Origin of the sequence: Shewanella sp. VB17, from assembly GCF_013248905.1 — a bacterium.
Lineage (GTDB): Bacteria > Pseudomonadota > Gammaproteobacteria > Enterobacterales > Shewanellaceae > Shewanella.
The window spans coordinates 2693703-2716936 of sequence record NZ_JABRVS010000001.1 but is presented as its reverse complement, the minus strand read 5'-3'; the positions used below and the strand labels follow the sequence as shown (position 1 = coordinate 2716936).

Below are 23234 nucleotides of genomic sequence, written 5' to 3'. Positions count from 1 at the left end.
TATTATGCCATCAAGCCAACACCAGCGTTCTCAAACTTTAGATCCTCTCACCTTACCCTTTGACGGAAGTCGCTTAATCGAGGCCAGTGCAGGCACAGGTAAAACCTTCACCATCGCCGGTCTTTATGTGCGTTTATTGCTGGGTTATGATATTCCAACGCCATTAACATGTGAGCAAATATTAGTCGTTACGTTCACTAATGCAGCAACAGGTGAGTTAAGGGATCGGATCCGTAAAAAAATCCAACTGGCTTACCGACGCTTTATGGGGTTAGACATTGATGATGAATTCATCGGCTCTCTCTACCAACTCATTCCAGAAACTGAACGTCCACTGGCACTCAAACGTCTGGATTTAGCCCTTAAGTCCCTCGATGAAGCTTCAATTTTTACTATTCACGGATTTTGTCAGCGTATTTTAGCCGACATGGCTTTTGAATCATCACTCTTGTTCGAATCTGAATTCACCTTAGATGACAGTGAGTTTTTACATCACGCAGTACGGGATTTTTGGCGTGAACATTGTTATCCACTGCCCATCTATTTAGCTGAAATTATACAAGATAAATTCGCCGATCCCGATGCACTATCTAAACAGCTCCGGCCATTACTTGGCGCCAGTCAGGCTACCGCCCAACCGACACCACCAGCATTTGATGCATTGCAGCAAACATTAACGGAAAGCCTACACCGCTTAACACGTATTTGGCCAGATGAACGTGCTAAAATAGAAACCTTATTGCACACATTACCACTAAGCGGGGTTAGGTTTGGTAAAAAGGCAGAAGCTCACCCTAAACTGACCGCCATGCTTGATACCATGGATAACTGGTGTCAATTCGGAAACAGTTTACCACCTGCCAAAGTGATGGAATGTCTATCATTAAGTGGGCTTAAGCTTAACAAAGGTGGGGAAATACCCAGCCCACAGCAAGCCCCAATATTGGATCATATTGAACGTTTATGTTTACTTATCAAAGATTTTGTTCCAAGTTTTCTTTATTGCGCCAGAAAAGGGATCACAACTCGTTTTTACCAGCAAAAATCTGAGCGTAACTTACTGACACCAGATGACCTACTTGTGACCCTTGAAAAGGCGCTGCGCCCCAATGAACATGCATCCAATCTAGCAAACATTATCGCTACACGCTTTCCGGTGTGCTTAATTGATGAATTTCAGGATACCGACCCTCTGCAATTTTCGATATTTAGCCGTATATATCAAACTCAATCTATCCAGAATAAAGAGAGGCAAAGTGACACTTTGCCATCAAAAAAATTGAGCATGTTGATGATTGGCGATCCTAAACAAGCCATTTATGCCTTCAGAGGCGCGGATATTCACACCTATATTCAGGCAAGAGAACACACCAAAGCACAGTATAATCTCGACACAAACTATCGCTCCAGTCACAAGATGATCATGAGTGTGAATACGCTATTTGAAAACCACCATGCGCCTTTTATCAGCACCGACATTCCGTTCGAGCCAGTGCAGTCTTCACCTTCTGCCAATAACAAACAATTTGTCGAAAAAAATCATGAAACATCAGCCCTTAAGATAAAACTCTTAAGTGAAGATCCAGACAAAGGATTAAATAAAACCACCGCACGAAAGCGTCTAGCAGAAGATGCCGCCGCCGAAATATGCAGGCTGCTCACTGAATCCCGCCTGAATCAATGCACAATTGATGGCATAGCGTTAAAAGCCAAAGATATCGCTGTATTAGTGCGTGATAGAAACGAAGCTGCTGTGATCAAGCAATCACTATCAAACAGGCAAATAGGAGCGGTATTTCTCAGCCGAGACAGTGTCTTTAATACGCTTGAAGCACGTGAGCTCGCCTTAGTCCTTTATGCACTCGCCACCCCTAAAGATGAACACGCGCTGCGATCCGCCTTAGCCACCTCATTACTTGGCTATGATGCGATGTCGATCCATTGTTTTAATCAAGATGAAATGGTAAGGCAAACCCTGCTTGAACAGTTTAGTCACTTACATCAAAACTGGCTTAAGCGCGGCATCATGCCAGCCCTATTAAATCTGGCCAATGAAACCAAGCTGATAAAACGTCTGCTTCAAAGTCAAGATGGTGAACGTCGTCTCACCGATTTTAGGCATTTGGCAGAGCTACTGCAACAAAAAGCCACCGAGCTTGATGGGATCAGTGCCTTGGTTAACTGGTATGAACAAGCACTGATTGAAAACAACGTGAATGAAGAGGCTCAACTTAGGCTTGAAAGTGAGCAAAATTTGGTACAAATCGTCACCATACACAAGAGCAAAGGCTTGGAGTATCCCGTCTGTTTTCTCCCTTTTATCAGTTTAGCCAGAGATAACCGCCGTAAGCCAGCCCCTATGCTTTACCATGATGACAATCAATTGATCTGGGATATCGCGCAAACAGATGAAGGTTGGGAGCATCATAAACGTGAAAACCTTGCTGAAGATCTGCGCCTTTTATACGTCGCCATGACACGACCAGTCTACCAATGTTATCTTTATGTCGCCAACCATAGCCGATTCACTAAAAAAGCGGGGATCACCAGCCAACTTCATGAAACCGCCATAGGGTATTTATTGGGGATAGAAAATAAAGACTGCGATTTTTCACGCATTCAATCTCAAACTCAAATCTTACTCAAAAAACACCAAGGTGATGCCATCAGTGTCACTGAAGTGGCTGATCACCCTTCAACACAATCATTAGAGAGAACCGCTGAACATCACCAAACATTGGCCCCTAAGCAATTAAAACGTAAACGCTATATTACATGGCGTGTCGGCAGTTACTCAGGACTGGTCAAAGACTTGCCTCATGAGCACATTGCGCCAGGTGCGGATGATGAAATATTCCCAGAACTTAACATCATTCAAGATGAGATTGACCCAACCCCCTCACGGTTCACCTTTGAGCGGGGTGCTAATGCGGGGAGTTTTATGCATCTCGTGCTCGAATTAATTGATTTTACTCAAGCTGAAACAGAGCTACCAATACACCTCCCTATCGCCATGGATAAATACGGTATTGATGAGTCTTGGTATGATGTACTACTGCCCTGGTATCTGGATTTACTGGCCGCCACATTGAGTGATAATAGCAAACTCACATTGTCACAATTAGTCCCTGCCCAAAAACTGGTCGAAATGGAGTTTTACTTGCCGATAAAGACACTTGAAGCCGATAAACTCAATGATATTCTTATTCATTATGGTTACAGTGCCGGGTTAAATTTTGAGTCACTCAAAGGCATGCTCAAAGGCTTTATCGATTTAATTTTCGAGCACCAAGATCAATTCTATATCGCCGATCACAAATCTAACCATCTCGGTGATGACTATAGCCACTACGGATCCGATGCAATGAAAGATGCCATTCGCAACCACCGATACGACTTACAGTACATTATCTATACTGTGGTGCTGCATCGATATCTTGGGTTAAGAATACAAAATTATGATTATGATCAACATATTGGTGGCTGTTATTACCTCTTCTTGCGTGGCATGTCTGTCAAGGCTCCACAATCCGGTATTTTCTATGATAAGCCGCCTAAAGCCCTTATCGAGTCACTCGATCATTTGTTCGACAGTGAGCCAAGCCTTGTCAATGCGAGCAGCTCACAAACGGCAGTGAAGCAGCCAATGGAGCATAAGCCATGATCCATTCAACGCAGCCCATGAACGCCCTGCTAAAGTATTGGGAAAACGAACGCTTAATCACGCCCCTTGATAGACATTTTGCTTTTGAGCTGGCTCAGCTTCATCAAGTGCAACTGCGCATTCTTGATGAATGCCATGGTACATCTTACAGTGACTTGTTCCTGCTGATCTGTGCCTTGCTCAGTAAACACCTATCTCAGCAACACACTTGCTTGCCCATTCATCACATCGTACTGAATAACCCCATGCTTGAGCAGGCATCACATTGTCAAATAACCCTAAGTCATGATGAACTCACCGCAGTATTAGCACAATGTCCTTGTATCACGACGTTTACCTCGACCCAAGCAAACAACACATTAAATAGCACTCCCTCCCCCATGGTATTAGAGGGCGGCTCACTTTATCTACAGCGTTATTATCAATTTGAGACGCAAATCTGTGACTTCCTCTTGCGCCTGTCCAATAGCCAGTGCACATCAGGCTCTACAGCCACTAAAGCCCGTTTAGATAGACTTTTTCCTCCATTAAGTCATGACATTCAGCCGAATATTGATTGGCAAAAAATTGCTACCGCCACCGCATTTAGTCAAAAGTTGGCGGTGATCACCGGCGGCCCGGGTACAGGTAAAACCACCACGGTCACTAAACTGCTGTTTTTATTGACGCTAGAGTCACCAATGGTCATAAGGCTTGTCGCCCCCACCGGCAAAGCGGCGGCGAGGTTAAGTGAATCTATCAAGGGATCTAAACAAAGACTGGCACAAGAGCTGGCCGCTTTCGCTGATGAGATGGATTTGAGCTGTTTGCAGCGAATTCCAGAGGAAGCATCAACTTTACATCGATTATTGGGGGTGATCCCTAACTCGCACCAGTTTCGCCATCATAAAGACAACCCGCTCAGGCTCGATTTACTCGTGGTTGATGAAGCTTCTATGGTCGATTTGCCCATGATGCATAAAATGCTATCAGCATTGCCTGCCCACGCCAGACTCATTTTACTTGGGGATCAAGATCAGCTTGCCTCGGTCGAAGCTGGCGCTGTCCTAGCAGATATCTGCGCTGGATTGAAACACTCTAACACCCTGAGCAATGACACTAGTACCAGAAACAATACCCAATGGCGAATGCGTTATTCAGCCGATCACGCCCAACATTTATTTACCCTGACTGGCGTTGATCTGAGTGAATTTATCAGCGATTCACCCCAAATGGGTGACAATTTATGCATGCTGATGCATAGCCACAGATTTCAAGGCGATGCTGGTATCGGTCAACTCGCGAGTGCGGTAAACAACTCAGATAAACACCGCATCATGCACGTATGGCAAACAGGTTATCAGGAACTTAACTGGATAGAACATCAAAAGATGCATACTGGGAATACGGGCTTAGATCAACTGTTATCACAGGCAGTCAATCACTACCGAGGGTATCTTGAACTGGCCCATAATGGTACCAGCCATCCCAGTGCCATTATCGACTGTTATAACGAATTTAGGATCCTATGTGCCATGCGAGCCGGTGAATATGGTGTCGATGGCATTAATTTAGGAGTGGCTAACGCACTAAAAAAAGCCAAACTCATTTCCACCGAGCTGGAGTTTTACCAAGGAAGACCGGTGATAATACAGAGTAACGACTATAACTTAGGCCTGTTTAACGGTGACATTGGCCTGATCTTGTTAGATCAAGCCAATACTGGTAGTGATCATCTTACTGCCCCAAGGTTAATGGCCCACTTTATTCAGGCCGATGGCAGTGTTTTAAAAGTCCTTCCTGCTCGCCTGCCCAGTCACGATACCTGCTTTGCCATGACAGTACATAAGAGTCAAGGCAGCGAGTTTAACAATGTCGCGCTGGTATTGCCTTTGTGGCCAAGTGTGGCACAAAAACAGCTACTAACAAAAGAACTGATATACACCGCCATCACCCGCGCTAAACAACATTTCACTTGTCTGGGATCGCAAACCGTCTTCGAACTGGCAAGCTTACACGCCACGCAACGATCGTCGGGACTCGCAAGACGCCTATGGAATGAAACAATATGACATTGACTCACATTCACACAAACCAACATATTCAGCCAATCCTATATTATGTCTACGACCCTATGTGTAGCTGGTGCTGGGGATATGCACCGACTTGGCACAAACTAAAGGCAGCACTTGAAGGCTCTGGAGTTATGGTAAAATATCAACTTGGTGGCCTAGCAGCAGATTCGAATGAACCGATGCCTTTGGAGATGCAAGACTTTTTACAGCAAACTTGGCGCAATATCAGCGATCAACTTGGTACGCCATTTAACGACGATTTTTGGCAACTGTGTCAACCAAGGCGTTCGACTTACCCTGCGTGTCGTGCCGCATTGATAGCCAGAGAGATGGGCCTTGAACAGCAGATGATTCAGGGCATTCAAACAGCCTATTATCTCGAGGCTAAAAACCCATCAAATGTGGACACCTTAATCACTATAGCTACCGACATTGGACTTAATCGCACCATATTTACAGAGCAGATGCATTGTGTACAACTCAACCAACGATTAATGGACGAAATTGACAGAGTACGCCAGCTCCCCATTAATGGGTTTCCCTCACTCGTGCTCAAGCACTTAGATAGCAATAGGAGTGACACTATTAGTCCCATAAAGCTAGACTACTTGCACTGGCAAAACAGCCATCAGCAGATCATCAATCTCTGCTAAAGTGATCCACTTTATGCAATAACAAAGGATAATCCAGATAGCCACACTAATTGGGCTGCGTAACTTAATCTTTGCTGAGTACCAGGATCGGTCTTATTTCTAAATGACTTTACCAAGGTATACGAGAAATACATTGAAGCGAATATACTGAATATCGTCAACATTTTAAAAGAAAAAGACAATTCATTGATAAATAAGCACAGCACAGATGCGGTCAAAAGGGATAAAAACATCACTGATCCCGCCCATGAGTGCACTTTACACTGAAAACTCGGCGTTTTGGTATAAGGATCAGCATCCATGGGAAAATAACCCGCCACCCAAGTCCCGATCCCATGTAACACAATCAACGTGCCCACCATAATCATCAACACAGATGAAGGTGCCAGTTGGATAAGATAACCACCAAATATCACAAACAATAAACCTAGAGGATAATTATTAATTAATGGGGAAAACTTTTCTGTCGGACTGCCACTCGCCCCCAATTCACTGCAAAACTGTTTAGTGTGGCTATAACCTTGATAGCGACAGCCAGCAATCGCAATCCCGAGTACAATCCAAACAGATGCAACAATCCCTGAATAAGCAAAATAAAGCGGTAACATTTTTTTACTCCTTGAATAAAACCCAATCCTTTTATAGATTTGATTTTACTCATCTTGTATCGAAAAAAACAGCAAAAAAATATATATCTTTTAGTGACTTGTGTATTCACTTAACAAGGCGGCTATGTTCTTGTTTTGAGAGATGTATATCGCATAAATGATAGGACATAAAGCAGAAAACATTTAAGAGATTTAAACGAATAGCAGACCGCCAGCTGCGGTCTGCTATTGATTTATGTTGACTCAATAAAGTGAATAATTATGGATTAGCAGCCCGAATATTTAATAAAATAGAAAGTGGAATACTATAATCGCCATAAACTACTTTTAAACGAATAACTCCAAAACGATCAACAGTAGAGGTTTCATTGATTTGTAACACGATAATGACTTGATCCTCTGCTCGTATTAATTCGACTTTATCGAGTAAATCCAATTGTTCAAGAGTCATTACATCAACTAGATGATGTGGATCCTTAAAAGTAAGGGTAACAGTTTGTGGGCTCCCGGCATCAATATCATGTAATGTGTAACCGAAGCTGTCATAAGTAAATGAATCTCTCCCCGTCCATTCTGAAAGCAGAGTAATATTGACTACTTTCTGTACTTCTCGGCCATCGATCAAGGTGGCTCGATAAACAATACTCATGATTTGCTGACCACTAACTTTTGGGACAGTGATTTCGAATTGTTGTTTGCTCTCAGTGATATCACTTCCTTGAGTTTTATCCACTTCCCAAGACCATTCTTTGATCTGCTCGGGATTGTCTGTCATCACATTCAGGACTATCTGTTGCCCTTTTACTGCAACCAGCCTTGAAGCGCTAAGGGTTACATCACTTATGACCGCAGTATTTTTGATACTCACCTCTGTGGTCACCGTTCGGCTGACGTCTCCGCTCACCACGGTTAATTGCAATTGCCCTTGAATATCGGTTTCAGTAGCAGGAACAAATACGCTCAGTATCTTATTTTTTGGGGTGATTAAGCTGAGCGATGCATTATGATCCGATATCCAGCGCCACTGATATGAATCAATCACTTGGGTACTGTTAATTGTCGGCGTCACCTCTGTGCTCGCATATTCGTTAATTTCAATGTTTTCAGGCAAACTCACCGTTAATTCATTGCTATTATCAAGGGCGACAAACAGACGGCTCTCTTGACTAAATTCAGCCTTTTTATCTGTGGTAACCGTCAGCTTAATCGGATATTCGGTTAACTTATTCACATTAGGGGCGGTAAAGGTCACTGTTGAGGTAGTGATGTTATCTTTAACGGCTTCAGTCTGCTCAGTGTCAGTAATATCGAGTGAGGATAAATCCCAAATAATGGCATCGATGGCAACGTTATGGGTCAACTTGGCGCTGAGCGTGACCACATTCCCTGAAATACTTTCTACTTTATCTAATAATTCAATATACACAGTGGGCTTGTCGACATCGTTAGGGACGATGGTCAGTTTCAATGTCTGTTTACTTTGATTACCACCGCTGTCGGTGGCGGTCAAGGTGATCATCGTCATCAACGTCGTGGTGACGTCTGGCAGAGTTAACGTGGTGGTTAAACTTTTTTTATCTGAAAACCTAATATCATTATTTTCAGCTTGCCACTCAACCGTGACCTTATCATTTTGAGGATCTTTGACACTGGCGATCAGTATCATGCTTTGACCACCTTGCGCTTGTTGATGCTCGCTCAGCGTAATAACCGGGGCTTGATCATTGGTAATAACGGGAGGTGGAGTATCGGTAATGACGGGATCATTCTTAGGAGTACTCGTCACGCCCTCACTACTAGAACCACCACAGCCAGATAACAACAGTGAAAACGTTAATAGAATAAGTGAAGTAAACTTGTTCATACATTCCTTGTATACTTTATATTTAATTGAGCAAGAATAATAACTTACTAACAACTTAAAGAACATAAAAATCTATTTAATTAACACTGAGGGATAAATGTAATGAATAACCTCCCAAATAGATAAAATAAACAGGCACAAAAAAGCCCTGATAAAAATCAGGGCTTATTGCTCATCTTAAAGATGAAGATGGTACCCGAGGCCGGACTTGAACCGGCACGCTTATTCAGCGAGGGATTTTAAATCCCTTGTGTCTACCGATTCCACCACTCGGGCAAACTCGTTGATATTGACAATACGTATTATCGGTAGTTAATACTGCATTACTCTTAATAATCAAAGTAACACTCATCAATGTCTAAATATGGAGGCGCGACCCGGAGTCGAACCGAGATGGACGGATTTGCAATCCGCAGCATAGCCATTCTGCCATCGCGCCATTTAATCTTATTGTTCAGCATTAATTTTATTAAAATAGAGATTGGAGCGACATATCGGGTTCGAACCGATGACCTATACCTTGGCAAGGTATCGCTCTACCAACTGAGCTAATGTCGCATCTCTATATCTCTTACACTATCTATGAAAATTCACTCTATAGTGTTATGCCAAACTGCAGATTAAGTTATGCTAATAAGCTTTCCCTTGACTGCGGAATGGCATTCTACCGATTTAGCGCCAAGAGTCAATCGTATATATCACAATAAATAACTGCTTGGACACTAAATGGCCTTATTGCATTTTAATCATTCGATTCGGCGGTTAAATCACTCCAAGCAGCCATGATATAATTCATCATTGACCAGAATGTGAGTACAGCTGCAACATAAAATAAGGCATAAGCAGCATAAGTCACGAATTCGTGAGGGTGCCAAATTAATCCTGTAATGGCAGTCATTTGCGCCGCAGTCTTATATTTACCAATCCAAGATACCGCCACTGAGCCACGCTTACCTATCTCAGCCATCCACTCTCTCAGTGCTGAAATAACCATCTCTCTACCAATCATAAACAATGCAGGTAGCGTCATCCAAATACTGTTGTACTGATCAACAAGCAGAACCAAGGCAGTAGTGACCATGATTTTATCAGCAACCGGATCCAAAAAAGCCCCAAAACGGGTTGATTGCTTTAGCTTTCTCGCCGCATATCCATCAAGAGCATCTGTGACTGCTGCTAACCAAAATACAAATGCTGCAGCGAAAGGTGACCAAGAATAAGGCAGATAAAAAATAACAACAAACACAGGCAATAAGCCCAACCTGAATAAAGTTAACGCGATAGGTATATTAAACGGCATGAGAAAACCAAAATGTTAAAAGCTAAGTCAATCTTGCCTTAATTTTATGACCCTCGCAATGAATCATGTATCGTTTGTGCCATTTCTACACTAATACCTGGCACTTTTGCCAATTCAGACACACTGGCACCTTTCACTTCCTGAATTCCACCTAAATATTGCAGTAATGCTTTGCGCCGTTTTGGTCCTATTCCTTCAATGGACTCTAAGCTTGACGTGTTGCGTGTTTTTTGACGCTTATTACGATGACCGGTTATTGCAAATCGATGAGATTCATCACGAATGTGCTGAATAAGGTGTAAAGCACCAGAATCAGAAGGTAATGTAAAAGCGTGTTCATTTTCTCCGTATATTAAGGTTTCTAAACCGGGTTTTCTCCCCTCTCCTTTTGCGACACCGATTAATAAAGGTGCGATATCTAGCTGAGCAAACTTTTCATCCACGATTTCCTGAGCAATCCTTAATTGCCCTATCCCACCATCAATAAACAGGATATCAGGAATTTTACCAGTCTTGTCAATATGATCAAATCGTCTGGTGATCGCTTGCTTCATGGCTGCATAATCATCACCTGGGGTGATCCCATTGATGTTGTATCGACGATATTCTGCTTTATGAGGTCCTTCACGGTTAAACACAACACATGAAGCGACTGTACTCTCTCCCATCGTGTGGCTGATGTCGAAGCATTCCATTCTGGTTATTGCACTGGAGATTTCAATCGCTTCTTCTAAAAGTAAAAATCGCTGCTCAACCGTATTTTTATGGGATAAGCGAGTATTGACCGCATTAGTGGCATTGGTTAATGCTAATTTTAAAAATTTGGCTCTATCGGCTCTGACCTTGGTTTTAATCTCGACTTTTTTCTCTAATGCTTGTTGTATCGCAACCTCTAACGTAGCGAGATCAGCAAAATCGTGACTCAATAGTATTTCTTTAGGGATCGTTCGCTGAACATCGGCATTAAGATAAAACTGCAGCATAAACGAGCTCAATACTTCGTCTAATTCCGTTTTTGCCGGTACGATAGGATAATAGCTTCGACTACCAAATATTTTACCGTCACGAATAAAGAGTAAATGAAAGCAAGCCACACCTGATGCATAATAAGCACCGATGACATCCATATTTCCTGATGCATGAGACACCTCCTGCTGCTCAGTCACTCTCCTTAACGCGGCGATTTGATCTCTAAATTTCGCCGCTTGTTCATACGCTAACGATTGAGCCGATAATTCCATCTTGGAAACAAGCTCTGCCATCACCCATTGATCTCGACCTTTGAGGAATAAATTTGCCAGTTTAACTTGTGCTGAATATTCTTCATCACTTATTTTGCCGACGCATGGTGCACTACAACGACCGATCTGATATTGCAGACAAGGCCGAGAGCGCGATTTATAATACACATCGTCACATTGTCTGATTGGAAAAATTTTTTGCAACAAATGCAAACTTTCTCTTACCGCTCCCCCATTTGGATAAGGCCCATAATACGTGCCTTTATGTCGCTTAGGACCACGATGATAAGCAAGCCTTGGGTGCTGATGATCGCTAAGTAGTATATAGGGATAAGACTTATCATCACGAAGTAAGACATTGTACCTAGGCATATATTGCTTGATGTAGTCATTTTCAAGCAGCAAAGCATCCGTTTCGCTGTGCGTCAAAGTGACATCAATATTGACGATGTGTGACACTAATGTCTTGGTTTTTATGTTAGGAAGGTTTTGCCTAAAATACGAAGTGAGCCGCTTCTTGAGATCTTTTGCTTTCCCAACATAAATCACTTTCCCTTCATTATCGTACATTCGGTAAACACCCGGTGACGAAGAGACACTTTTCAAAAATGATTTTGAATCAAACTGATCAGACATAATGTTCAAATTAACAAGGGTTAAAACTGGCCTGTATCTAACATTTTATATCGGATCGCTAAACGGGTAAGTTCAACATCACCGCTAATCCCTAATTTGGCAAATAATCGATAACGGTAACTATTCACTGTTTTGGGGCTTAAATTGAGCTGCTCGGAGATATCACTTACTTTTTCACCACTTGTGATCATCATCATGATTTGTAACTCACGCTCAGAAAGCGACTTAAATGGATTTTCAGCCGTCTGATTAAACTGACTTAAGGCCATTTGTTGTGCTATTTCAGGTGATAAATATCGCTGACCATGGACAACCTGTCGAATGGCTTGCAATACTTCTGGCGGTGTCGCAGCTTTGGTCAAGTACCCGGAGGCACCTGCTTGCATCACTTTAGTCGGGAAAGGGTCCTCAGTATGGATCGTTAGAACAATGATTCTGGCATGTGGTTGATACCTTAGGATTTTTCGTGTCGCTTCCAGCCCACCAATCCCAGGCATGTTCATGTCCATCAATATGACATCAGCTTCATTATTTCGGCTCCATTGAACAGCAGTTTCACCATTGCCTGCTTCACCGACCACTTTAATTCCGCGCTCATCTTCGAGAATACGCCGTATCCCCGTTCTAACTAATTCATGATCATCGACTAAATATACAGAAATCAACTCAAATCTACCTTAGAGGTAAGCGTATGGAACAGGCTCGATCCAACATCATATCAAACGTAATTTAGCCCATATACCAATAATAGGAAAGCGGTATTTATCATATCGTTACAGAATCAATTTACACCCACAATTTGTATAAAAAAATTGACAACCAAGTATCTGATATTACTGTATTCTAACAGTGACTGAACAAGGTTAAGGTTAATGCCACTCAAGCATCAAATTGTTTATAAAACAGCCGTTCAAACGCCAAATGTAAATAAATTGGTTAACTATCGAAATTAACTACTGAAATTTAAAATCTTCAGGCCTACACTGAAACCATCTAGCGTCATATACGAGGTTCTCCCTATGTCTACATTCTCGATAATTCCCCCTCTAAGCAGTGACCAAGTTTACCGTCAATCTGTACTCGCTAATCTTGCGCCTGAATGTAAGTCCACTAAACACTTAACTCCCCTCGATGAAATCGTCGGTCAGGAACGTGCACAACAGGCCGTTGAATTTGCGATGTCGATGAAAGACAAAGGCTATAACATCTATGCCATTGGACGAAATGGTTTAGGCAAACGCACCATGGTGATGCGCTACCTGAACCGACACTCTCCAGATGGACAAGCCCATTCTCTTTATGATTGGTGCTATGTCAATAATTTTGAAGAGGCCAGAACGCCTAAAATGCTTAAAATGCCTGCAGGCATAGGCAATGAATTTAAAAAAGATGTTGAAAAATTAATACTGCGTCTGGTGAAAGCCCTGCCTTTAGCCTTTGATAACGAAATGTATTATTCTCGAGCAGAAAAACTAAAAGGACTCTTAGCCAACAAACAAGAAAAAGCATTGCAAGATCTGACCAAAGAAGCACAAGCATGCAACATTAGTTTAACCATCACTCCTCAAGGTAGTTATGAGTTAATGGCGATGGATGGTGATGAGCCTTATACTGAAGAACGTTTTTCAATGCTGCCTCGAAAACAGCAAGATACACTAGAAGCCAATATTACCGCGCTGGAATCAAAACTGCGTGTCATCGTCAGAAAGTTTACGGTCTGGGAAGAAGACTATACTGATAAACAACAAAAACAAGACGAGATGGTTGCACAAGATGTTATGTCTCACTTATCCAATAAATTAAAAGATAAGTACAGTCATTTACCAGCGGTGAAAAATTATCTTATCGCGATGCATAAGGATATATTAGACAATTTGGATCTCTTTCTTGAAGAGAATGAGGAACAACTGGCACTGTCCTACGCTTCTTTGGATAAAAAGATGCCACGTCGCTATCAAATCAATGTATTGATCCACCAAGATGAAGGTGTAATGCCGATCATTATTGAAGAAAGTCCCAATTACCATAGCATTTTTGGTTATATAGAAAACGCAACTTTTAAAGGAACCATCTTTTCTGACTTTTCATTGATCCGCCCAGGTAGCTTACATAAGGCTAATGGAGGGGTCCTCATGATAGATGCGGCGAAAGTACTCGATCAACCTTATGTTTGGGATGGGCTTAAGCGAGCACTGCGTTCACGCAAACTCAGTTTAAGTTCTCTGGAACGAGAGGTCACCCTATCAGGAACGATTTCCCTCGATCCTGAAGCCATTCCTTTAGATGTGAAAATTATTCTATTTGGGGATCATCATACCTACCAGCTGCTGCAGCATTATGATCCCGAATTCAGTGAACTTTTCAGGGTAACTGCGGACTTTGAAGATGAGATGCCACGAACCGATAAGTCCGAGGCTCAGTACGCTCAATTTATTTCCAGTATCATCCATGGCAATAAAATGCTGCATTGTGATAGAAATGCCATCAAACGGATCATCGAGTTCAGCTCACGTCAGGCCGGCGATCAAAATAAGCTCTCGTTACACTCTGCCGATATCGCCAACCTTTTGCGCGAATCTAATTATTGCGCTCGAGCGATGAATGCCAATATGATCCGCTCAGGCCATGTAGAGCAAGCACTGCATAATCATGAATTACGAGTTTGCCGCCTTAAAGACAATATCATGCAAAGCTTTATTAATGGCACCACACTCATCAACACCCAAGATCATGTTATCGGTCAAGTTAATGCATTGTCGGTTATTAGTACCTCAGATCATCAATTTGGTGCGCCTAACCGCATTACAGCGACAACCTCTTTTGGCGAAGGCAAAGTATTCGATATTGAACGTAAAGTTGATTTAAGCGGCAGTATCCACTCAAAAGGAGTGATGATCCTCTCAGCTTACTTAGCATCGATCCTCGGTAAAACAGCAAAGATCCCACTTACGACTCATATCACATTTGAACAATCTTATGGAGGCGTCGATGGTGACAGTGCGACAATGGCTGAACTTTGCGCCATCATCTCAGCGTTCTCAGAATTGCCTATCCGACAAGATATTGCCATTACGGGATCAATGAATCAATTCGGTGAAGCTCAGCCCATTGGGGGAGTCAATGAAAAAATTGAGGGGTTCTTCGATGTCTGTAAAATTAAAGGCCGTAGCCCTACTCAAGGGGTTATTATCCCTAAATCAAATGTGCAAAACTTAATGCTACGCAGCGATATTGTTGACGCGATTAAAAAAGCGCAATTTAGTATCTGGGCAATCGACAATATCACTCAGGCAATAGAAATATTGATGGGGTGCAGTGCAGGGCTCAATACAAACATGAACAATGTTATCAAGACCAACACCCAGATTGAGCATCCAAGTGACTCCATCTTTGGTATGGCTCAGTCACGACTAAATTTACTCAGATCAGCTAAGACTGTAGAAATACAACATAGTAACCATTAGGTACTCATTATCGAGTAAAGGAACAAGCATTTTACTGCCTTAGCCATAAACTAAAACCTCAGCGAATGCTGCTGAGGTTTTATCAATAAACTCAATAAAAAACGATCAAAACATACTTGGTTTACACCAGTGCTGCTTGCAACTGTGGCACGATCTGCTTTTTGCGGCTTAATACACCGTCAAGCCACACTCTATCATTAACACAAACTTTACCGTAAGCACGTTCAATTAAGCTTGCATCATCACTGACAACTAGTAACTCAGATCCTTCTTTCATGATATCTGTTAACAGCAAAATCACGCTATGGCGCTCACCTTCGGCTTTTAATGCAAGAATATCCGCTTCAAGCTCAGCTTTAATATTGTCAAACACTGATAAGTCGATGACTTCTAGCTGGCCAATGCCAATTTTCTTGCCATTCATGTTAAAATCTTTGAAATCACGCATCACAAGATCCCGTGCTGACGTTCCTGAAACGGCAGATTTGACCTTGAACATATCCATCCCAAGCGCCTTAAAATCTTCAATCCCAGCAATTTCAGCCAGAGCTTCCACACACTTAATATCAGCCGTGGTGCAAGTTGGAGATTTAAAAATCACCGTATCGCTTAAAATCGCACACAGCATAATACCCGCGATGTCTTTAGGGATTTTGACACTGTGGAAATCAAACATCATCTTAATAATGGTATTACTGCAACCGACAGGACGGATCCAACACTCAAGTGGGGTTGATGTGGTCAAGTCACCCAACTTATGGTGATCAACAATACCAACAATGGTGGCTTGAGCAATATCATCCGGCGCCTGAGTTAACTCAGAGTGATCGACAATATACACTTCTTCACCCGCATAGCTTGTCTTAAACTCTGGTGCTTCAAATCCAAATTTTTCTAAAATAAACGCTGTTTCAGGTGATAACTCACCTAAACGAGCCGCAATTGCCGGCTCATTGATCTGATTTTTTAAGTAAGCAAGTGCAATCGCACCACAAATTGAATCTGAATCTGGGATCTTATGTCCCACAACATAAACTGACATTGATAACTCTCCTATATATTCAACTAGATACACATAGAGCTAAACCACCTCAAGATGCAGGATCCGGCATGTCGAGACGTGATTAAGCTGAAAATATGAAATAGCTGGACTAATTATACATTCTATCAAATTGAGTGATTTTGAAAATGATTAACTGTAAACAAAGGCGTAAAACTCGCAACGGTAGGGTAAATGAGCACACATCATAAGAAAATAACCAAACAACGTAGTTATCATTTATCAGCAAAGCAGTTTTACTCAAACATTTGAGGACAATTGATATACGCATTCACTGGTATGCTTATCGTGAAGTGCACAGGGTATTTTTATCACGGTAATTCATTGATTGTGCTAAAAGCGCTTGATTCTGACGACTTTCATCACTTCAATCTCAAATCCTGCTACTTTTTCTTGTTCAGCATAATAGGTCATGTTGACTTTATTACCCTTAAGGCATCGAAATTTTTTCGGCCGCTTAAACTTAAAAGGAACATCACATCCTTCTATCATAACAGTATGTTGAACCCACTCTTCAACTTCCCTTTGAGTATGAGAAGTGATCTTCACTCCTTCCGTGTGAATGAGTTTGTTATGGTTAGCAAGCATTTTATCGAGACTAGACTTCATTATTCCCCCTTTTAGCCATGTTTATAATAGCAAGCCAATGAGGATTTAGCACGCTATCTGTTGTGATGACGAAATATCAGAGTCAACATAAAGATGAGCGAAAACTGAAAAGGGTGGAATTTAAGGGGGTGGTGAAAGCCAGAGTCCCTTCTCTGGCTTAGTCGCACTTTATAGTTTAATCGCCAGTTCAGCACCTTGACGTATGGCCCGCTTAGCATCCAGCTCCGCGGCAACATCGACACCGCCAATTAAATGGACAGGTAATCCAGTCGCCTTCATCTCATCGAGTAATGTTCTATTTGACTCCTGCCCAGCACACAAGACGACATTATCAACGGGCAAAATTTCATCTTTTTCATCCACTGTTATGTGTAACCCTTGCTCGTCAAATTGACGGTAATTAACGCCCGTTCTCATCTTAACCTGATGCTTCTTAAGTACCAGCCTATGTATCCAACCAGTGGTCTTACCTAACCCTTTACCCATTTTGCTTTTTTTACGTTGCAATAAATAAATATCACGATGTGCGCTAGTATCAACCGGGGCCATTAGCCCACCACGTTCAGAGTATTCCTTATCGATCCCCCATTGTTTTAACCATTTATCAGGTTGCAGTGTGGTAGATTCTGGCTCACAAAGAAAATGGGCCATATCAAAACCAATCCCACCCGCACCAATCAAGGCAACGCGCTCGCCCAGTAAGACTTCATTGTTAAGTACTTGTTGATAATCCACCACTTTAGGGTTATCAAAGCCAGGAAGCGCTATTTTTCTCGGCACAACACCTGATGACATCACGATTTCATCAAATGGCTCATCTCTTACCACTGTGGCATCAAGTCGTGTATTTAAACGCAACTCAACATGATGTAATGCCATCTGATGAATAAAGTAACGTATGGTTTCATCAAATTCCTCTTTACCAGGAATTTTACGAGCCAAATTAAATTGCCCACCCACTTCCGATTTAGCTTCAAATAACACCACATCATGTCCACGCATTGCCGCATAAACGGAAAATGCCATCCCTGCAGGGCCAGCTCCCATCACAGCGATACGTTTCTTTTTCATCGTCGGCGTAAAATTGAGTTCCGTTTCATAGCATGCCCTAGGATTAACCAAACACGTCGCGCGTTTAAGTGCAAAGGTATGATCAAGACAGGCCTGATTACACCCAATGCACGTATTGATAAGCTCAGGTGTCCCTGCTTGGGCTTTGTTAACAAAATCGGCGTCTGCTAAAAAAGGCCTGGCCATCGAGACCATATCGGCTTGACCTGACGCAAGAATATGTTCCGCAATGTCAGGCGTATTAATGCGATTCGTTGCCACTAAAGGGATCGTGATTTCTTGCTTAAGGCGCTCTGTTACCCAAGCAAATCCCCCTCTTGGTACACTGGTGGCAATTGTCGGTACTCGCGCTTCATGCCAACCAATCCCGGTATTCATGATCGTGACACCAGCACGTTCTAACAATTTTGCTAACTCAACGACTTCATCCCAACTTGAACCATTGTCAACAAGATCCAACATGGATAATCTAAAGATAATAATGAAATCATCACCCACTTTTTGTCTAATACTACGGACGATCTCTAATGGAAACTTGATTCTATTTGCAAAACTTCCTCCCCATTCATCCTCACGAACATTGGTACGCGAAGAGACAAATTGGTTAATCAAATAGCCTTCTGATCCCATCACCTCAACACCATCGTATCCCGCTCTTTGGGATAACGCAGCCGAAGAAGCATAATCTTTAATCGTCCCACAAATTTGCCTAGCAGACATCGCCGAAGGGGTAAAGGGGGTGATAGGGGATTTAATTTTACTCGGTGCTTGGGAAAAAGGATGGTAACCATAACGGCCAGCATGTAAAAGTTGCATACAAATCTTTCCACCAGCTTCATGTACCGCTTTCGTCACAACTTGATGTTTGCCTATTTGCCATGGAAAGCTTAACTGACAAGCATTAGGGGCTAAACGTCCACGTAAGTTAGGCGAGATCCCACCAGTGACAATTAAGCCTACGCCTCCTACAACACGCTCTTTGTAAAATTGTGCGAGTTTCTCAAACCCGCCTTTCTCTTCCTCTAAGCCAGTATGCATAGATCCCATCAGTACACGGTTTTTTAACGCTGTAAAGCCCAGATCTAAGGGGGCTAATAAATGCGGAAACGACATTCAAACATCCTTTTAAAACAAGTGATTAAAATTAGCATACCTCTTGTTTTATCTAAGCTCAACTAAGTTGTGGCACAATCATGAACAGATCCCTTTACAATTGATTTTCCCTATCGCAGCATTTTCAGTTAGCATAGTCATATTAACGAAATAAAGGATTGGATCATGCCCGCTAACCCCTCATTAGTAAAAAGAATGTCTCGGCTCCTATGGAGAACCCTAAACGGTGTAAGAAAGTTAATTTTGAATGTTATTTTTTTCGGTCTGCTTATCGCCATTATCGTTTCGATCAGCATTGATGATAATGTAGAAATAGAAGCCGGATCGGCATTAGTGTTAGATCTATCAGGCGCTATCGTTGAACAACAAAGACCCGTTGATCCCATACAAACAGCCATGGAAAACGGTCACGACACTGAAGGGGAAATATTACTTGCTGATGTGCTTAATGCCATTGATAACGCAGCACAAGATACTCGTATTTCATCCATAATATTGGATATTGGTAACCTAAAATGGACTGGGGTGAGTAAACTCCAGTCCATCGGTGATGCACTCAGCCGTTTCAAAGAGTCTGGCAAACCCATCATTGCTGAAGCTAACTGGTATGGGCAAAATCAATACTTTCTCGCAAGCTTTGCCGACACCATCTACTTAAACCCCCAAGGGGCTGTTGAAATGGAAGGCTTAAGTCGTTACAGACAATATTATAAATCCGCACTCGATAAGTTGAAGATTAATGCACACATCTTTCGTGTCGGTACATTCAAATCTGCGGTTGAACCTTTTATCCGAGATGATATGTCCCCAGCGGCAAAAGAAGCCAACTTAGCCCTACTAACAGATATGTGGAATAGCTACCAAACGGTCGTCGCTCAGAATCGCAAGATGACTGGCGAAGATTTAGTATTAACAGCGCAGCGTTATATTGATGAACTCGATAAAGCAGAAGGTCAATCAGCTCAAATGGCGCTGAACATGGGCTGGGTCGATAAATTAGTATCAGCCGAGGGTTTTAGACTCGATATGCTTGAGTTAGTGGGAGCTTCAGCAGAAGGTCATCGTTATAAACACGTCAATTTTTATGACTACCTAAGCTTAATCACCTTACCTCCTCAGCTGCCAAACAGCGATACTGTCGGCATCATCGTCGCTAAAGGCACCATCCTTAATGGTCACCAACCCGCAGGGGAAATAGGGGGAGAAAGTACCTCGACTTTACTGAGGAAGGCTCGTTTTGATGATAATATTAAAGCGGTAGTATTAAGAGTCGATAGCCCTGGTGGCAGCGCTTTTGCTTCAGAACAAATAAGACAAGAAGTCATAGCACTAAAAACCGCAGGTAAGCCCGTGGTGGTTAGTATGGGAAGCTACGCCGCATCAGGCGGATATTGGATTTCTGCCAGTGCAGATTATATCTACGCCACCCCAACGACTTTAACGGGATCTATCGGCATATTTGGGATGCTCACCACTTTTGAAGATTCATTGTCGAGTATTGGTGTTCACACTGATGGCGTCGCGACATCACAATGGGCAGGAATGTCGGTGACCAAAGGGTTAACCCCTGAAATAAAAGCCGTTATTCAACGTCATATTGAACGCGGCTACCGCGATTTTATTTCTTTAGTCGCCAGTGAACGTGACATGAGTATTGATGATGTTGACAGCATCGCTCAAGGCCGAGTTTGGTCAGGACGAAAAGCACTGGAACTTGGACTTGTTGACGAATTAGGCGATCTAGAGCAAGCAGTCACAAAAGCTGCCGAAATGGCTAAACTCGACCATTATGATAGTGAACTCATTGAACAAGAACTCACACCACAAGAATTGTTTATCAAAGAAATAATGTCATCAGCTAGCGCCTACTTGCCACAATCAGTAACGGCAGACAATACTTCCGTTATCACGCAACTATTGTCTCAATGGTCAAGTGCTATCGATGACTTTAATGCTTTCGATGATCCCAACGGTATGTATTTATTATGCGACAATTGTAATTTGTAACCACTGACATTTCATCTCTACAGCCCGATGAAACGATAATTTCTCGGGCTTGTTAATGTTCATACTCAACCATTCCCCCCATTCTCATGTCCATTTATTTGGTTTTATCATTGGGCAAAGGCACTCAAACAAGTATACTGCGGTCAATCAATGTTAACTAGACATTCATCATGACAAAACGTTCCATCTACGTTGCCTATACAGGCGGCACCATAGGTATGCAAAAAACGGCGCAAGGATTTGCACCCATCGCAGGGTTTCTCACCGACTGTGTTAAATCTATGCCTGAGTTTTACCATGATGAAATGCCTAATTTTGTCATACATGAATACAGTCCTTTAATTGACTCTTCAGATATGGCCCCCACCGATTGGCAAAGGCTCGCCAATGACATCAAAGATAATTATGATCTTTATGATGGCTTTGTTATCTTGCATGGCACTGACACCATGGCCTTTACCGCTTCAGCCCTTTCCTTTATGCTGCAAGGACTTTCAAAACCGGTCATAGTGACAGGATCACAGATCCCATTGGCACAGTTAAGATCTGATGGACAAACTAACTTATTAAACTCGCTTTACATCGCCGCAAACTATCCAATTGCTGAGGTATCTTTATTTTTCAACAATAAATTGTTCAGAGGTAATAGAACCACAAAAGCACATGCTGATGGATTTGGTGCTTTTGCATCACCCAACTTTCCTTTGTTAGTCGATGCGGGTATTAAAATTCGGTTAAAAGCCGGAGTGATAGCCACCAAAGGCCCAAAAGAGCTAGCCGTCGCAACGATTAGCCCACAGCCTATTGGCGTAGTGACCCTCTACCCAGGGATCACCACAGATATCATTGAAAATATTTTACAGCAACCCGTTAAAGCGTTAATTATTCTGACTTATGGAGTAGGGAATGCACCAAAAAATCCCGCGCTGTTAAAGGTGCTCTCTGATGCATCCAACAGAGGGGTTATACTTGTTAATCTAACACAATGTTGGCAAGGTAAGGTCAACATGAAAGGCTATGCAACCGGTCATGCTTTAGAAGCGGCTGGGGTGATAAGTGGATCAGACATGACCACTGAAGCGACACTGGCTAAATTACATTATTTGCTATCTAAACCTTTGACACCCGATGAAGTTCGAACCGCGATGCAGCAAGATTTAGTCGGTGAATTAACCGAGGATTAACAGAGAAAACCTAGGAGTTTATTCCTAGGTTTCTCATCTATTTTACAAATCTTTCTCTTTAAACTCGGCGATAGCCTCACCTTTAAACTGTTTCTTAAGCTCAGACTTCGACAGTTCGTTTAGCGCCCCTCCACGACTAATCGTGAAATGATCAGTTTGATTGAGTCTTCTTGCTTGGTATAGCATAACCAGTTGCAGAGTCGATTCACGTTGTGCAGGCGATAACACCGTACCATCTTCCCATTTTCCCAGTTCAACACCACCACGAAGTCGCTCATAGACAAGCTCTGGCATCTCATCAATCATCTTATTAATTTCTTCACTCATACTTTTTTCCGTTTATGTATCACAATCCGCAAGCGAGTGATAAGGTAACCAACAAAGCCAACAACAAAACAGGCACTGCCAATATAAGCGCGTAAACCTTGGGCTGACTCGCCACCCCAACACCACACCACTACACCTGCAATAAACACAGACATGGACAATAATCCATGATTAATCAGCTGATTCGAACGTTTGATGTGAGAGATTTTACTCACAAGCTCGGTATCTTCTGACACATGGCAACCGCAATATTGGCAATGGCTTGCTTTACTTGAGATCCGTTTATTGCAAGTTGAACATTCAATCAACGCCATCACATCCCCTCAAAAACTGATTAGCTTAATGACTACTGAACTCATGCTATACCCCAAAATGATGT

General features: G+C 42.4%; 16 protein-coding genes and 3 tRNA genes. 6 read left to right on the top strand and 13 right to left on the bottom strand.

Translation table 11 applies throughout. From position 1 onward, the window contains the following. Positions 1-4 precede the first annotated feature (4 nt). Genes recB through HQQ94_RS11650 form a run of 3 tightly spaced genes read left to right on the top strand, consistent with a single transcriptional unit; the run spans position 5 to position 6371 of the window. Positions 5-3664 carry an exodeoxyribonuclease V subunit beta gene (gene recB / locus HQQ94_RS11660; protein WP_173294581.1) on the top strand — a complete coding sequence of 1220 codons (3660 nt, stop codon included), beginning with the start codon at positions 5-7 and terminating at the stop codon, positions 3662-3664. Next, complete coding sequence (gene recD / locus HQQ94_RS11655) at positions 3661-5715, top strand: exodeoxyribonuclease V subunit alpha (RefSeq protein ID WP_173294580.1); 2055 nt, start codon at positions 3661-3663, stop codon at positions 5713-5715. The genes recB and recD overlap by 4 nt, the downstream gene beginning before the upstream one ends. Further along, positions 5712-6371, top strand: a complete 660-nt coding sequence (locus HQQ94_RS11650) for a DsbA family protein (RefSeq protein WP_173294579.1) — start codon at positions 5712-5714, stop codon at positions 6369-6371. The genes recD and HQQ94_RS11650 overlap by 4 nt, the downstream gene beginning before the upstream one ends. Before the next feature lie 11 nt (positions 6372-6382). Here the strand turns inward: HQQ94_RS11650 and HQQ94_RS11645 are convergent, their stop codons facing one another. The 8 genes from HQQ94_RS11645 to uvrY all read right to left on the bottom strand — a co-directional run bounded on the left by HQQ94_RS11645 (position 6383) and on the right by uvrY (position 12685). Then, positions 6383-6979: a DUF998 domain-containing protein gene (locus tag HQQ94_RS11645; RefSeq protein WP_173294578.1), complete on the bottom strand. Its 597-nt coding sequence runs from the start codon at positions 6977-6979 to the stop codon at positions 6383-6385. 259 nt (positions 6980-7238) lie between these two features. Next, the gene (locus HQQ94_RS11640; RefSeq protein ID WP_173294577.1) at positions 7239-8843 is read right to left on the bottom strand and encodes a hypothetical protein; all 1605 of its coding nucleotides are present in this window, start codon (positions 8841-8843) and stop codon (positions 7239-7241) included. Between the two features lie 190 nt (positions 8844-9033). Continuing rightward, a tRNA-Leu gene (locus HQQ94_RS11635) sits at positions 9034-9119 on the bottom strand. An 89-nt stretch (positions 9120-9208) separates the two neighbouring features. Next, positions 9209-9282 (bottom strand) — tRNA-Cys (locus tag HQQ94_RS11630). A 43-nt stretch (positions 9283-9325) separates the two neighbouring features. Further along, a tRNA-Gly gene (locus HQQ94_RS11625) sits at positions 9326-9401 on the bottom strand. A gap of 184 nt (positions 9402-9585) precedes the next feature. Further along, entirely contained in the window at positions 9586-10143 is a 558-nt protein-coding gene (gene pgsA, locus HQQ94_RS11620) for a CDP-diacylglycerol--glycerol-3-phosphate 3-phosphatidyltransferase (RefSeq protein WP_173294576.1), read from the bottom strand. 44 nt (positions 10144-10187) lie between these two features. Then, positions 10188-12020 carry an excinuclease ABC subunit UvrC gene (gene uvrC, locus HQQ94_RS11615; protein ID WP_173294575.1) on the bottom strand — a complete coding sequence of 611 codons (1833 nt, stop codon included), beginning with the start codon at positions 12018-12020 and terminating at the stop codon, positions 10188-10190. 20 nt (positions 12021-12040) lie between these two features. Beyond that, a complete protein-coding gene (gene uvrY, locus HQQ94_RS11610; RefSeq protein WP_173294574.1) occupies positions 12041-12685 on the bottom strand; it encodes a UvrY/SirA/GacA family response regulator transcription factor in 645 nt (214 codons plus the stop codon). Positions 12686-13039: 354 nt separating this feature from the next. Here uvrY and HQQ94_RS11605 point away from each other — a divergent pair, with 354 nt between their 5' ends. Next, positions 13040-15484, top strand: a complete 2445-nt coding sequence (locus HQQ94_RS11605) for a Lon protease family protein (RefSeq protein WP_173294573.1) — start codon at positions 13040-13042, stop codon at positions 15482-15484. A gap of 121 nt (positions 15485-15605) precedes the next feature. Here HQQ94_RS11605 and HQQ94_RS11600 read toward each other — a convergent pair whose 3' ends face one another. The 3 genes from HQQ94_RS11600 to HQQ94_RS11590 all read right to left on the bottom strand — a co-directional run bounded on the left by HQQ94_RS11600 (position 15606) and on the right by HQQ94_RS11590 (position 19337). Then, a complete protein-coding gene (locus HQQ94_RS11600; protein ID WP_173294572.1) occupies positions 15606-16526 on the bottom strand; it encodes a manganese-dependent inorganic pyrophosphatase in 921 nt (306 codons plus the stop codon). 351 nt (positions 16527-16877) lie between these two features. Beyond that, a complete protein-coding gene (locus HQQ94_RS11595; RefSeq protein ID WP_173294571.1) occupies positions 16878-17153 on the bottom strand; it encodes a hypothetical protein in 276 nt (91 codons plus the stop codon). 168 nt (positions 17154-17321) lie between these two features. Further along, complete coding sequence (locus HQQ94_RS11590) at positions 17322-19337, bottom strand: FAD-dependent oxidoreductase (RefSeq protein WP_173294570.1); 2016 nt, start codon at positions 19335-19337, stop codon at positions 17322-17324. 165 nt (positions 19338-19502) lie between these two features. Between HQQ94_RS11590 and sppA the strand changes: the two genes are divergently transcribed. Beyond that, complete coding sequence (gene sppA, locus HQQ94_RS11585) at positions 19503-21344, top strand: signal peptide peptidase SppA (protein ID WP_173294569.1); 1842 nt, start codon at positions 19503-19505, stop codon at positions 21342-21344. A 170-nt stretch (positions 21345-21514) separates the two neighbouring features. Then, on the top strand, positions 21515-22528 hold the full coding sequence (gene ansA, locus HQQ94_RS11580) for an asparaginase (protein ID WP_173294568.1): 1014 nt from the start codon (positions 21515-21517) through the stop codon (positions 22526-22528). Positions 22529-22570: 42 nt separating this feature from the next. Here the strand turns inward: ansA and HQQ94_RS11575 are convergent, their stop codons facing one another. Further along, entirely contained in the window at positions 22571-22855 is a 285-nt protein-coding gene (locus HQQ94_RS11575) for a YeaC family protein (protein ID WP_173294567.1), read from the bottom strand. Next, a complete protein-coding gene (locus tag HQQ94_RS11570; RefSeq protein ID WP_173294566.1) occupies positions 22852-23169 on the bottom strand; it encodes a zinc ribbon domain-containing protein in 318 nt (105 codons plus the stop codon). The genes HQQ94_RS11575 and HQQ94_RS11570 overlap by 4 nt, the downstream gene beginning before the upstream one ends. Positions 23170-23234: the final 65 nt, after the last annotated feature.

What these genes read in the sequence shown, in the direction of transcription:
- sppA (WP_173294569.1), top strand. Translation starts at nt 19,503, where the DNA reads ATGCCCGCTAACCCCTCATTAGTAAAAAGAATGTCTCGGCTCCTATGG.
- recD (WP_173294580.1), top strand. Translation starts at nt 3,661, where the DNA reads ATGATCCATTCAACGCAGCCCATGAACGCCCTGCTAAAGTATTGGGAA.
- HQQ94_RS11605 (WP_173294573.1), top strand. Translation starts at nt 13,040, where the DNA reads ATGTCTACATTCTCGATAATTCCCCCTCTAAGCAGTGACCAAGTTTAC.
- ansA (WP_173294568.1), top strand. Translation starts at nt 21,515, where the DNA reads ATGACAAAACGTTCCATCTACGTTGCCTATACAGGCGGCACCATAGGT.
- HQQ94_RS11650 (WP_173294579.1), top strand. Translation starts at nt 5,712, where the DNA reads ATGACATTGACTCACATTCACACAAACCAACATATTCAGCCAATCCTA.
- HQQ94_RS11600 (WP_173294572.1), bottom strand. Translation starts at nt 16,526, where the DNA reads ATGTCAGTTTATGTTGTGGGACATAAGATCCCAGATTCAGATTCAATT.
- recB (WP_173294581.1), top strand. Translation starts at nt 5, where the DNA reads ATGCCATCAAGCCAACACCAGCGTTCTCAAACTTTAGATCCTCTCACC.
- uvrC (WP_173294575.1), bottom strand. Translation starts at nt 12,020, where the DNA reads ATGTCTGATCAGTTTGATTCAAAATCATTTTTGAAAAGTGTCTCTTCG.
- HQQ94_RS11645 (WP_173294578.1), bottom strand. Translation starts at nt 6,979, where the DNA reads ATGTTACCGCTTTATTTTGCTTATTCAGGGATTGTTGCATCTGTTTGG.
- HQQ94_RS11640 (WP_173294577.1), bottom strand. Translation starts at nt 8,843, where the DNA reads ATGAACAAGTTTACTTCACTTATTCTATTAACGTTTTCACTGTTGTTA.
- HQQ94_RS11570 (WP_173294566.1), bottom strand. Translation starts at nt 23,169, where the DNA reads ATGGCGTTGATTGAATGTTCAACTTGCAATAAACGGATCTCAAGTAAA.
- pgsA (WP_173294576.1), bottom strand. Translation starts at nt 10,143, where the DNA reads ATGCCGTTTAATATACCTATCGCGTTAACTTTATTCAGGTTGGGCTTA.
- HQQ94_RS11595 (WP_173294571.1), bottom strand. Translation starts at nt 17,153, where the DNA reads ATGAAGTCTAGTCTCGATAAAATGCTTGCTAACCATAACAAACTCATT.
- HQQ94_RS11575 (WP_173294567.1), bottom strand. Translation starts at nt 22,855, where the DNA reads ATGAGTGAAGAAATTAATAAGATGATTGATGAGATGCCAGAGCTTGTC.
- HQQ94_RS11590 (WP_173294570.1), bottom strand. Translation starts at nt 19,337, where the DNA reads ATGTCGTTTCCGCATTTATTAGCCCCCTTAGATCTGGGCTTTACAGCG.